Origin of the sequence: Streptomyces mesophilus, from assembly GCF_011044995.1 — a bacterium.
Lineage (GTDB): Bacteria > Actinomycetota > Actinomycetes > Streptomycetales > Streptomycetaceae > Streptomyces > Streptomyces mesophilus.
In genome coordinates this window covers 1-12143 of record NZ_JAAKZW010000092.1, presented here as the reverse complement: position 1 = coordinate 12143, position 12143 = coordinate 1, and the positions used below count along the sequence as shown (strand labels likewise).

At 69.2% G+C, this 12143-nt stretch carries 10 protein-coding genes and 1 pseudogene; 6 read left to right on the top strand and 5 right to left on the bottom strand.

Translation table 11 applies throughout. The features are described from left to right. Positions 1–1331: ABC transporter permease subunit (locus G6045_RS21375; RefSeq protein ID WP_165333660.1), on the bottom strand; the 1331-nt coding region annotated here is incomplete at its 3' end. Next, positions 1324–2433 (bottom strand): quaternary amine ABC transporter ATP-binding protein, encoded by a 1110-nt coding sequence (locus G6045_RS21370; protein WP_165333645.1) that lies wholly within the window; start codon positions 2431–2433, stop codon positions 1324–1326. The genes G6045_RS21370 and G6045_RS21375, both read right to left, overlap by 8 nt. A 294-nt stretch (positions 2434–2727) precedes the next feature. On the opposite strand from G6045_RS21370, the gene G6045_RS21365 reads away from it, so the two are divergent. The 4 genes from G6045_RS21365 to G6045_RS21350 all read left to right on the top strand — a co-directional run bounded on the left by G6045_RS21365 (position 2728) and on the right by G6045_RS21350 (position 7167). After that, positions 2728–3669: a 5'-3' exonuclease gene (locus G6045_RS21365; RefSeq protein ID WP_235968142.1), complete on the top strand. Its 942-nt coding sequence runs from the start codon at positions 2728–2730 to the stop codon at positions 3667–3669. A 107-nt stretch (positions 3670–3776) separates the two neighbouring features. Continuing rightward, a complete protein-coding gene (locus tag G6045_RS21360; RefSeq protein WP_165333643.1) occupies positions 3777–4628 on the top strand; it encodes a siderophore-interacting protein in 852 nt (283 codons plus the stop codon). Between the two features lie 215 nt (positions 4629–4843). Then, positions 4844–6334 (top strand): NCS1 family nucleobase:cation symporter-1, encoded by a 1491-nt coding sequence (locus G6045_RS21355; RefSeq protein ID WP_165333659.1) that lies wholly within the window; start codon positions 4844–4846, stop codon positions 6332–6334. A 110-nt stretch (positions 6335–6444) separates the two neighbouring features. Continuing rightward, positions 6445–7167, top strand: coding sequence for an aspartate/glutamate racemase family protein (locus tag G6045_RS21350; protein ID WP_165333642.1), 723 nt, complete (start codon positions 6445–6447; stop codon positions 7165–7167). Between the two features lie 133 nt (positions 7168–7300). On the opposite strand, the gene G6045_RS21345 is transcribed toward G6045_RS21350, so the two are convergent. The 3 genes from G6045_RS21345 to G6045_RS21335 form a co-directional block, all read right to left on the bottom strand. Beyond that, on the bottom strand, positions 7301–8077 hold the full coding sequence (locus G6045_RS21345; protein ID WP_165333658.1) for an ABC transporter permease: 777 nt from the start codon (positions 8075–8077) through the stop codon (positions 7301–7303). Positions 8078–8082: 5 nt separating this feature from the next. Next, a complete protein-coding gene (locus G6045_RS21340; protein WP_165333641.1) occupies positions 8083–9129 on the bottom strand; it encodes an ATP-binding cassette domain-containing protein in 1047 nt (348 codons plus the stop codon). Positions 9130–9354: 225 nt separating this feature from the next. Then, on the bottom strand, positions 9355–10014 hold the full coding sequence (locus G6045_RS21335; protein WP_165333640.1) for a PadR family transcriptional regulator: 660 nt from the start codon (positions 10012–10014) through the stop codon (positions 9355–9357). Between the two features lie 147 nt (positions 10015–10161). Between G6045_RS21335 and G6045_RS21330 the strand changes: the two are divergent. Further along, a pseudogene (locus tag G6045_RS21330) lies at positions 10162–11116 on the top strand (ADP-ribosylglycohydrolase family protein). After that, positions 11113–12143, top strand: a 1031-nt coding sequence (locus tag G6045_RS21325; protein WP_165333639.1) for a pseudouridine synthase, incomplete at its 3' end; no start/stop codon positions are given. The pseudogene G6045_RS21330 and the gene G6045_RS21325, both read left to right, overlap by 4 nt.

The window sequence follows — 12143 nt, the reverse complement described above, 5'->3', positions numbered from 1 at the left end:
CCCTGACCCTTCAGGTCCTCAAGCGAATCAATGCCCTTCACATACGAAGGCACCGTCAGCTCAAGAGACGTCGGGCCGTACCAGGAGCCGAGGTCCTCGAGGTTCTCGGCGTTCTTGTCCCAGTAGTCCTTGTGCGTGGTGGGGAGCCACGCGTCGGTCTGGAAGTCGATGTCGCCGCGGGCGACACCGGAGTAGAGCGGGCCCGGGTCGAGCTGCTTGATGTCCGTCTCGTAACCGCGCTGCTCCAGGAGCTCCTTCCACAGGTACGTGGAGGCGATGCCCTCGTCCCAGGGGATGTAGCCCAGGTTGATCTTCTTGCCCTTGCCGACATCGGCGGCGGCGGTCGTCGCACCGGAGTCGTCCTTGGAACCGGCGAAGTTCATGCCACCGGCGACGAGCGCGAGCACGACCACACCGACCGCGGCGATGGCGGTGCCCGGCTTGTAGTGCACGAACTTCAGGCGGCCCGCGGCGGCCGCGGCCTTGGCGGCGGCGCGGCGGCCCAGCGGCGAGACGCGCTGGTTGAGGGCGCCGGTCATGCGGTCCAGGTACATGGCCAGGATGACCACGGCGACACCGGACTCGGCGGCGAGGCCGACCTGGAGCTGGGTGATCGCGGCGTACACCTTCTCGCCGAGACCGCCCGCACCCGCCATACCGCCGATGACGACCATCGACAGGGCGAGCATGATGACCTGGTTGATACCGGCCATGATCGTCGGGAGCGCGAGCGGCAGCTGCACCCGGGTGAGGGTGTGCTTGGGGCTGGTGCCGAAGGCCTCGGCGGCCTCGACGAGTTCGCCGTCCACCTGGCGGATGCCGAGTTCGGTCATCCGGACGCCGGGCGGCATCGCGAAGACGATGGTGGCGATGACGCCGGGGGTGACACCGACGCCGAAGAACATCACGCCGGGGATCAGGTACACGAACGCCGGCATGGTCTGCATGACGTCGAGCACCGGGCGTATCGCACCGCTGACGCGCTTGCTCTTCGCGGCCCAGACACCGAGCGGCACGGCGAGCACCACGGTGATCACCGCGGCGACGATCACCAGGGACAGTGTCGCCATGGCGTCGTCCCACAGACCGAGCGAATCGATCAGGGCGAAGCCCACGAACGCCAGGACACCGGGGAGCAGTCCGCGCAGCCAGCAGGCGATCACGGCGAAGATGCCGGCGATCAGGAGCGGTTCGCCGCCGCCGAGCACCGAGTTGACGCCCTCGTACATGCCCTCGAGCACGCTGTTGACGAAGTCGAAGAGCCAGCCGAGGTGGGTCTGCAGCCAGCCGACCGCGTCCTCGACCCAGGAGCCGAATTCGAACCTAGGCATCGGTCGCCACCGCCTTCACGGTCTCGCGCGGGGCAGGCACGGTGTCCCGCACCTCCCCGGCCGGGGCGGCGGGCTCGATCTGCGCCTCGTCCGCGAGCGCGGAGAGCACCTTCTCGCGCGCCACGACACCCACGAGGTCGCCCTCGTCATCGGTGACCGGAATCTCGGTGGTGCCTTCGGCGAGCGTCGCGAAGAGCTCGGCGACCGGGGTCTCGACGCTGCAGGAGCTCTCGTCGTCGCCGAACTCGGCGCCTGCGGCGACCTTCTCCATGATCGAACCCGCGGTGAGCACCCGGCTGCGGTCGACGTCCTCGACGAACCGGCGCACATAGTCGTTGGCCGGACGGACCAGGATGTCCTCACCCGTGCCGGTCTGGACGATGCTGCCGTCTCGCATGACCGCGATCTGGTCGCCCAGGCGCATGGCCTCGTTGAGGTCGTGGGTGATGAAGACGATGGTCTTCTTCAGGGTCTTCTGCAGTTCGAGCAGCTGGTCCTGCATATCGCGGCGGATCAGCGGGTCGAGGGCGCTGAACGACTCGTCCATGAGCAGCAGGTCCGCATTGGTCGCGAGCGCGCGGGCCAGGCCCACACGCTGCTGCATACCGCCGGAGAGCTCGTCCGGCCAGGACTTCTCCCAGCCCTTGAGGCCGCACAGTTCCAGTGCCTCGGTGGCGCGCTTCAGGCGCTCCTCCTTGGCGACGCCCTGCACTTCGAGCCCGTACGCGGCGTTCTCGAGGACGCTGCGGTGGGGGAAGAGCGCGAAGTGCTGGAAGACCATGCTGATCTTCTTCGAGCGGACCTCGCGCAGCTTCTTCGGGCTCAGGTGGGTGATGTCGTCACCGTCGAACAGCACACGTCCGGCGGTGGGCTCCAGCAACCCGTTGAGCATGCGAAGGAGTGTGGACTTTCCGGAGCCGGACAGCCCCATCACGACGAAGATCTGCCCCGGCTCCACGGTGAACGAGGCGTCGATCACCGCTGCCGTGGTGCCTTCGGCACGCAGTTCGTCGCGGTCCGCGCCTGCTTCGAGCCGGCGCACCGCATCATCGGGCCTTCTGCCGAACACCTTGTACAGGTGCTCAGCCTGGAGCCTGGACATAAAACCTCTCGGGTCGTACGTGACTACGGCCCGCCTCCCCCGCCGGCGGGCCGTGGAGCTGCGCGGGGTCTGCCCGCTGCCCGGCCCGGAAATGGTTGTATCCGGCACGGGTCCGCTCCGCGTGCCCGCCTGCCCGGGCTTTTCTCAGGGCAAACGGAAAGTGATCCGCTTCACAATTTCTTTAGGTCGAGGGTTTTAGGCTGAGAGCCTCCCGTGCGTCACCCTCGGACCGGTCGGGAGTGCGTCCTCGGACCCAGTCGTCTGCAAGGCCCGCTGTCGGTGGGGTGCGGCATGATGCGAGGTGTGACGCAAACCCGACGGCTCATGCTTCTCGACACCGCCTCTCTCTACTTCCGCGCCTACTTCGGCGTCCCGGAGTCGATGAAGGCCCCCGACGGCACACCGGTCAATGCGGTGCGCGGGCTGATCGACTTCATCGACCGCCTGGTCAAGGATCACCGGCCCGACGAGCTGGTCGCCTGTTGGGACGACGACTGGCGCCCGCAGTGGCGGGTCGATCTGATCCCCTCGTACAAGGCGCATCGCGTCGCCGAGGAGACGGAGACCGGTCCCGACGCGGAGGAGATCCCCGACACGCTCTCACCGCAGGTCCCGGTGATCGTCGATGTCCTGGAGGCGCTGGGCATCGCCCGGATCGGCGCGCCCGGCTATGAGGCGGACGACGTCATCGGCACGCTCACCGACCGCGCCACGGGACCGGTCGACATCGTCACGGGCGACCGCGACCTCTACCAGCTGGTCGACGACAAGCGCGGCATCCGCGTCCTGTATCCGATCAAGGGCGTCGGCAATCTGCAGCTCACGGACGAGGCCTGGCTGCGCGAGAAGTACGCCCTCGACAGCGGCGGGCCCGGCTATGTCGATTTCGCGGTGCTGCGCGGCGACCCGAGCGACGGTCTGCCGGGCGTACCCGGCGTCGGCGAGAAGACCGCGGCCAAACTGCTCGCGGAGTACGGCGACTTGGCGGGCATCATGGCCGCGATCGACGACCCGAAGTCCAAGCTCACCCCGTCGCAGCGCAAGAAGCTCGACGCGTCGCGGCCGTACGTGAAGGTCGCGCCCAAGGTCGTACGGGTGGCCACGGACGTGCCGGTGCCGAACATCGATCTGGCCCTGCCGAGCGAGCCGCGCGACCCGGCGTCCCTGGACGATCTCGCGGAGCGCTGGGGCATCGGCACTCCGCTCAAGCGCCTGGTCACGACGCTGGCAGGCTGAGAGACGGCTGACGGAGGGGGTCTCGCACGATGCGACGCCCCCTCCACTCCTTTCCTGGCGGGTGCTAACTTAGGCTGACCTAAGTTCGTCGATCAGGGGAGGCTGTCGTGGCGGAACGCCCGGCACGCAAGGCACCGCAGACCCATCTCGCGGAAGTGGTCCGCAGCGAGCAGCTCACCCCGCATATGCAGCGTGTGGTGCTGGGCGGCGAAGGGCTCGCCCGCTTCGCGGCCGACGAGTACACCGACCACTACATCAAGCTCCTGTTCGCGCCCGACGGCGTGGACTACCCCGAACCCTTCGACATCCAGGCGATCCGCGCCGAGCTGCCGCGCGAGCAGTGGCCGGTGACGCGGACGTACACGGTGCGTGCCTGGGATCCCGAACTGCGCGAGCTCACCGTCGACTTCGTGATCCACGGCGACGAGGGCCTGGCCGGACCGTGGGCCCGTGACGCCCGCCCCGGTGACACGATCCGCTTCCTGGGCCCGGGCGGCGCGTACACGCCGTCGCCGACCGCCGACTGGCACCTGCTCGCGGGCGACGAGAGCGCCCTGCCGGCGATCGCCGCATCGCTCGAGCAACTCCCCGAGGGTGCCCGCGTGTTCGCGTACGTCGAGGTCGAGGACGCCTCGGAGGAGCAGAAGGTCGCCTCTCCCGACGGCACCCACATCACCTATCTGCACCGCGAGGGCCGCCGGGTCGGCGAGGCACTCGTCGAGGTCGTGCGCGCCCTGGACTTCCCCGAAGGCGAACTCCACGCGTTCGTGCACGGCGAGGCCGGCTTCGTCAAGGAACTCCGGCGCCATCTGCGCATCGACCGAGGGGTGGAACGCGAGCAGTTGTCGATCTCCGGCTACTGGCGTCTCGGCCACACGGAGGACGGCTGGCAGGCGTCCAAGCGCGAGTGGAACGCCCAGGTCGAAGCGGAACAGGAGGCAGCCGCACCGGCTTCCTGAACACCCCCGCACGGCCCCAGCACCCCATCGGCACACGCCGATGGGGTGCTTTTGTGTGCGCCGCAACGGAGGTGCGTTTGGAATACCAAAAGTCGGCAAGACCTCTTGACCAGCACACCTACGCGCCCGTAGCGTCCCGGTCACCCCTCCTTGGAAAACAGATTTCGTATACCGAAATCAAGAAAGGTGTCGGTGTGACCACAGCGCAGACCTCGGTGCGTACGGACGAGGCGCCGCTCGCCGGCGCGGGTTCCGCGCCGGCGGACCCCAGCCCCCGGCTCTACAGTCCCGACCTCGCCCCGACGCAGAAGGCGGGCCGCAGCTGGGGCGGCTACAACGTCTTCACCCTGTGGGCCAACGACGTGCACAGCCTGGGCAACTACGCTTTCGCGATCGGCCTGTTCGCCCTCGGCATGGGTGTGTGGGACATCCTCGGCGCCTTCGTCCTGGCCTCCGTCTTCCTCTTCGTCCTGCTGAGCCTGTCCGGCTACATGGGCGCGAAGACGGGCGTTCCGTTCCCGGTGATGAGCCGTATCGCCTTCGGTGTACGGGGCGCCCAGGTCCCCGCCGTGATCCGCGGCGGCGTCGCGATCGCCTGGTTCGGCATCCAGACCTATCTCGCCTCGGCGGTGCTCTCCGCCCTCGCGGTCGCCGTCGCCCCCGGCCTCGCGTCCTGGCAGGACACGTCCGTGCTCGGGCTCGACCTGCTCGGCTGGGCCTCGTTCCTGGTGCTCTGGCTCATCCAGGTGCTGATCGTCAGCTACGGCATGGACGTGATCCGCAAGTACGTCGCGGTGGCGGCCCCCGCCGTCCTGATCACGTTCGTGGCCCTGGCCGTATGGATGCTGGCGCGGGTCGACTGGTCGATCGCGATGGACGCGGGCAGCCCCTTCACCGGCGTCGACCGCTGGCTGCACATCCTCGAGGCGGCCGCGCTGTGGGTGGTCATCTACGGCACGTTCGTCCTGAACTTCTGCGACTTCACCCGGTCCGCGAAGAGCAACCGTTCGATCCTGCTCGGCAATCTGGTCGGCATCCCGCTGAACATGCTGTTCTTCGCCGGCATCGTGGTCGTTCTCAGCGGCGCGCAGTTCAAGCTCGACGGCAAGGTGGTCACCAACCCCGCCGACATCGTGCAGCAGATCCCCTCCACGTGGCTGCTCGCCCTCGCCTCGCTCTCGCTGATCGTGCTCACGGTGGCGGTGAACCTGATGGCCAACTTCGTGGCGCCCGTCTACACGCTGGTCAACCTGTTCCCGCGCAAGCTGGACTTCCGCAAGGCCGCGATCGTCAGCGCCGTCCTCGGGCTCGTCATCCTGCCGTGGAACCTGTACAACAGCCCGGTCGTCGTCGACTACTTCCTCGGCGGCCTCGGCGCCCTGCTCGGGCCGGCCTTCGGCATCGTGATGGCCGATTACTGGGTGCTGCGCAGGACGCGCGTCCATGTTCCGCACCTGTACAGCGAGGACCCGGCCGCCACGTACGCCTACCGCCGTGGCGTGAACCCCCGGGCCCTGGCCGCCCTGGTGCCGTCCGCGGCGGTCGCCGTCGTCATCGCGCTGGTGCCGTACTTCTCGGGCATCGCCGGCTTCTCCTGGTTCATCGGCGCCCTCCTCGCCGGGCTGCTCTACCTCGTCCTTCCGGGGCGTGGCGCGACGCCGGTCGAGGACGTCGACGGCGAGGCGATCGCCGTACCGAGCGCGTAGCCGACCGACCACACCCCGCCGCATCGCCGCCCCACCCAACACCGCCCCGTGGTCGCAGAACCGCAGAACCGCACAGTCGCGGAACCACCGAACGAAACAGGAACACCCCCATGCGCATCCTCGTCGTCAACGTCAACACCACCGATTCGATGACGAAGACCATCGGTGAGCAGGCGAGGACCGCCGCCTCCCCCGGCACCCAGATCGTGCCGCTCACCCCGGCGTTCGGCGCCGAATCGGTCGAGGGCAACTACGAGAGCCATCTCGCGGCGATCGCGGTGATGGAGACCGTACGGTCCTACCCCGAGCCCTTCGACGCGGTGATCCAGGCCGGCTATGGCGAACACGGCCGCGAGGGTCTGCAGGAACTGCTCTCCGTGCCGGTCGTCGACATCACCGAAGCGGCCGCCGCCACCGCGCAGTTCCTCGGCCGCAGCTACTCGGTGATCACCACCCTCGACCGTGCCGTCCCGCTCATCGAGGACCGTCTGCTCCTGGCCGGACTCGCGTCCCGCTGCGCCTCCGTGCGGGCCAGCGGACTGCCCGTACTGGAACTCGAGCGTGACCCCGCGGCCGCGGTCGAGGCGATCGCGGAGGAGGCGGTCCGCGCGGTCGAGCAGGACCGGGCGGAGGTCATCTGCCTGGGCTGCGGCGGGATGTCGGGCCTGAGCGAGCGCGTCGTGGAGCGCACCGGAGTGCCTGTGGTGGACGGGGTGACCGCCGCGGTGACGATCGCGGAGTCGCTGGTCCGCCTCGGCCTGACCACGTCGAAGATCCGCACGTACGCGCCGCCGCGGCCCAAGCAGTTCCGTGCGTGGCCGATGCCGGTCTGATCGGTACTGCGCATCACCAGGCCGCGAAGGCGCCCGACGAGTTCGAACCCCGTCGGGCGCCTTCGCTCGTCCGCGCCGCCTCGCGTCGGACCGCGTCCTGATCAGACCGACTTCCGGTCAGACCGACTCCCGGTCAGACCGACTTCTGATACGAGCGGAAAGTCCGCGTCGACAGCCACACCGCCACGACCGTCAGCACGAGCAGACCACCGCCGCGGCTGAGCACGAGGCCCCAGTCGGGACTGTCCGCCATGGCCGAACGGCCCGCCACCATCGCCCAGTTGACCGGATTCCAGTCCGCTATGGCCTGCATCCAGCCGGGCATTTGGGCGGGGGCCATGAACGCGGTGGACAGGAAGGTCAGCGGCAGCATCAGGAAGGTGTTCACGCCGATGATCGACTCGCGCTGGCGGACCAGCATGCCCATGGCGTTGGACAGGGCCCCGAATATCGCGCCGAGCAGGACGGAGGCGAGGATCAGGACCAGAAGTCCGGTGACTCCGCCGGGGTAGTCCGCGCCGCCCAGCTTGCCGAACAGCACGATGATCACGGACTGCAGTGCGGTACTGACGCCGTTCTGCACGACGTTGGCGTTCATCAGCGCGCCACGGCTGACGGGTGTGGTCAGGAAGCGGTTGAGCGTGCCGCGCTCGATCTCCTCGAGGGTGCCCATGCCCGCCCACATCGAGGAGCTGAGCGCACTCATCACCACGATGCCGGGAACCAAGTAGTCGAGATACGTCGTGGTGCCGAAGCCGCCGAGTTCGACGACCTTCTTGAAGAGGTTGCCGAACAGGAAGAGCCAGATCGCTGGCTGCACCAGCATCATCACGAGATACGCGGGCTGGCGGACGATCGCCTTCAACTGGCGCTGGGTCATGTACCAGTTCTGCGCCAGCGTCTCGGTCATGGTGTTCATCGGGCGCCTCCGGCGGTGGCGAACTCGGCGTGCGGTGCGTCGTGGGCGGCCTCGGCCTCCGAGAAACGGCGGCCGGCATAGCGGAGATAGACGTCGTCGAGCGAGGGCCGGGCGACGGTGGCGGCGGCGACCGCGGCTCCGGCCCGCTCCAGCGTCGCGAGCAACGCCGGCACGGCGGACGCGCCGTCCTCGGCCCGGACGCTGATACGGCGCCCGTCGATCAGGACCTCGTGCACGCCGGGCAGCCCGGCGAGCGCGGCCTCGAGCGGCCCGGTGTCCTGCGTGGGGGCGCGCAGCTCCAAGTGCACGGCGTCACCGCGCAGTTCGCCCTTGAGCGCATCGGGTGTGCCCTCGACCACGACCCTGCCGCGGTCGACGATCGCTATGCGCTCGGCGAGACGGTCGGCCTCTTCGAGGTAGTGCGTGGTGAGCAGGATCGTGAGGCCCTCGTCGCCCGCGAGCCGGGCGATCTCGTCCCACATCGCGGTACGTGCCTCGGGGTCGAGACCGGTGGTGGGCTCGTCGAGGAAGAGCACCTCGGGTCGGTGCACCAGGCCGAGCGCCACATCGAGCCGGCGCTGCATGCCGCCGGAGTAGCCCTTGACCTGCCGCTTGCCGGCCCCTGCGAGATCGAAGCGCTCAAGGAGCTCGTCCACGCGCCGGTTGAGCTCCGCGCCGCGCAACCCGTAGAGGCGCCCCTGCAGCTGCAGGTTCTCGCGGCCGGTCGCCATCGGATCGGCGCCCGACTTCTGGGACACGACGCCGATGGCGCGGCGCACCCGGTCGGGGTGACTCAGCGCGTCATGCCCGGCGACGACGGCGGTGCCGCTGTCAGGGCGGGCCAAAGTCGTGAGGATCTTCACCGTGGTGGACTTGCCGGCGCCGTTCGGGCCGAGCAGCCCGAACACGGTGCCCGCCTCGACGGTCAGGGACATCCCGCTGAGCGCGGTCACATCCCCCGGATAGGTCTTGGTCAGCTCGTGTGCCTGCACCGCGGGCGCTGTGGGCCGCGCGGGCAGGGTGGAGCCCTGTGATGACTGCATGACGGGATCTCTCCATGTCAGGGAGCCGATCCACGACAAGAGCGCCGGGCTATCCTGGGTGTGCCGCACCTCGATCGCCTGGCCGCCTCACCGCGGTCGGTCCGGGGTTCGCGACCCTGGCGGAAGCTGCTGCAACAGCGCCGCCGGGGTCTTTCTTTTCTCTCTTCGGTACGTACCGGAGTTCTCTTCGGTACGTACCGGAGTTCTCTTCGGTACGTACCGGAGTCAGGCGGCCGGGTCGTCCCCGGCCACACCCTCCTCCAAGTCGAGGAACTCCTCGGGGATTTCCCCGGTCTCGTGCCAGGAACGCCAGCCGGCCACCCCTTCGAGCGAACCGTCCTCGACCTCGGCCACAAAGCCGCGCAGCCACGCGATCTGGGCCTCGATCAGATGCAACTGGTACTCGACCTCGACGAGGAACACGCGCGGCAGCGACTCATAGAGCTTCCGCAGGGCCCCTCGGCCCTGCGCCGCCTTGACGTCCAAGGTCGCGATCCGGTCCTTGAGCAGCCGGACGACCTCGTCGGGAGGGATGACCCCCATATTGGCCAGGGCCGTCTCGAAGATCGGATACTCATCGGCCGGCACGGCGAGCAGATCCGACAGCCACTCGACCATCTCGATCCGCCCGGCCTCGGTGATGCCGTACAGGGTGCGCTCGGGACGGTTCCCCTCCCGCTGCACCCCGGCGACCTCCACGAAGCCGTGCTTCTCCAGGTTCTGCACCACGGTGTAGAGCGAGCCGTAGTTGATCTTGGTGCTCGCATCCTTGCCGCGCCGCCGCAGGATCTGCGCGATCTCGTACGGATGCATCGGCCGCTCGACAAGCTGCACCAGCACCGTGAGAGCCAGCGGATTACTCAGCTTCCGCCGTTTCCCCGCCATTACCCTCACCTGCCTTCCCGGTCCCCGACTCTTGCTCGTACTCGAATATCCGTAGCCGAATATATCGCCACTATCGCGATCCGGCAAGACGCGACCTATCGCGTATCCCGAAGCTCGCGATAACGACAGGCCCCTACGCTTGCGGCCATGCAGCGCACAGAACGCGAGGTGGGAGCCGTGGTCGGCGCCGCCGTCGGCGACGCCCTGGGAGCACCGTTCGAGTTCGGCTCCCCCGGCGATTTCAGCCGGCGGTTCCCGGGCACGCTGGGCGAGATGTGCGGAGGCGGCGGCTGGGACCCCGGCGAGGCCACGGACGATACGCAGATGGCCGTGCTCGTGGGCGAGTCACTCCTGGACTGCGGCGGACTTCAACTCCCCGATATCTTCGCCCGGTTCCAGCGCTGGGCCGCGGGCGAGCCCAAGGACATCGGCCTCCAGACGGAGGATGTGCTCACCAGCGGCGAGCCCTGGGACATGGCCGCCGCCCTGCACTTCCAGATCAACCTCCGCGCCGCGGGCAACGGTTCGCTGATGCGAGCCGGCACCTCCGCCGTCCACTTCGCTCCGTCCGGACGCGCCGCCACGATGGACGCCGCACGCCGGATCGCCGCGCTCACCCACGGCGACCGCGCCGCCTGGGACGGCACCGCCGCCCTGCACGAGCTGGTGCGGGTCGCTCTCGACGGCCACGACCCGCTCAGCGCGATTCCCGTGACCCTGGCCGAGGTGCACCCGGACCACCGCGCACGCTGGGCCGTCGTCCTCTCCGACGGCTGGCACCCCGACGACGCCACCGAGTTCAGGCGCGGTCTGGCCCTGCCTCGGCTCGGCCCTCTGGGCGCTGCGCACCACCTCCACGTTCGACCGGGCGCTGGCTGCCGCCGTCGACCTCGGCGGCGACACGGACACGGTGGCCGCCGTCACCGGCATGCTTGCGGGCGCGGTGTACGGAGCGTCCGCGATCCCCGCACAGTGGACCGATCCCCTGCACGTCCCGCTGCCGGGATACGGCGACCGGATGCTGCGCACCGCGGACCTCGCCGCACTCGCCCGCCACCTGGGAGCGGGCGCGACGCCGCCTCGTACGCTGGACACACCATGACCCGTAAGTCGCGCCCCCTGCGCTCTCCCCTCCCCCAGCGCGACGGCGTGGACGCCGTACGGCTGAAGCTGCCGGCGGACGGGGCCTGGGCCACCGTGCGCGATCACCTCGTCGAACGGCTCGCCCCGGGGGCCGAGGTCATCGACGGGATGCTGGCCGCCGGCGAGTTCGTCACCGCCGACGGGCCGATCGGGCCCGACGCCCCCTATGCGGGCGGGCAGTTGATCTGGTTCCACCGCGAGCTGGCTCCCGAGCACCCGGTCCCCTTTCCGATCGGTGTCCTGTACCAGGACGAGCATCTGGTCGTCGCCGACAAACCTCACTTCCTCGCCACCACCCCCCGCGGCTCCCACATCACCCAGACCGCGCTCGCCCGGCTCCGGACGGAGCTGGGGCTGCCCGAACTCAGCGCCGCCCACCGCCTCGACCGGCTCACCGCCGGGGTCGTGATGTTCATCGTGCGTCCCGACGAGCGCGGCAGGTATCAGACCCTGTTCAGCGACAAGGCGATCCGCAAGGAGTACGAGGCGGTGGCCCCGTACCACCCGGATCTGGCTCTGCCGCGCACGGTGACCAGCCGCATCGAGAAGGTGCGAGGTGTGATCGCCGCGAGCGAGGTGGCGGGTGAGCCCAACGCGGAGAGCCGCATCGAACTGCTCGGCCACCGCACCGTCGAGGGCCACCCCCGTGTCGCAGGGCACCCCCATGTGGAGGGGCACCCCCATGTCGAGGGCCACCCCCCTACCCACCTCGGCCACTACCGGCTGCGGCCCCGCACCGGCCGCACCCACCAGCTACGCGTCCATATGAACTCGCTCGGACTGCCCCTGCTCGGCGACCCTGTCTACCCCGACGTGCTCGACCAGCCCGCACCCGACGACTTCTCCCGCCCGCTCCAACTGCTCGCCACCTCCTTGGAGTTCACCGACCCGGTGACCGGCCGGAATCACCACTTCGCCACCCGCCGCACCCTGCAGGCCTGGGACGCGTACGAGGCATGGCTCGGCAACCCCGGCACCACCGGCTG

What these genes read in the sequence shown, in the direction of transcription:
- G6045_RS21345 (WP_165333658.1), bottom strand. Translation starts at nt 8,077, where the DNA reads ATGACCGAGACGCTGGCGCAGAACTGGTACATGACCCAGCGCCAGTTG.
- G6045_RS21340 (WP_165333641.1), bottom strand. Translation starts at nt 9,129, where the DNA reads ATGCAGTCATCACAGGGCTCCACCCTGCCCGCGCGGCCCACAGCGCCC.
- G6045_RS21370 (WP_165333645.1), bottom strand. Translation starts at nt 2,433, where the DNA reads ATGTCCAGGCTCCAGGCTGAGCACCTGTACAAGGTGTTCGGCAGAAGG.
- G6045_RS21365 (WP_235968142.1), top strand. Translation starts at nt 2,728, where the DNA reads ATGCGAGGTGTGACGCAAACCCGACGGCTCATGCTTCTCGACACCGCC.
- G6045_RS21335 (WP_165333640.1), bottom strand. Translation starts at nt 10,014, where the DNA reads ATGGCGGGGAAACGGCGGAAGCTGAGTAATCCGCTGGCTCTCACGGTG.
- G6045_RS21350 (WP_165333642.1), top strand. Translation starts at nt 6,445, where the DNA reads ATGCGCATCCTCGTCGTCAACGTCAACACCACCGATTCGATGACGAAG.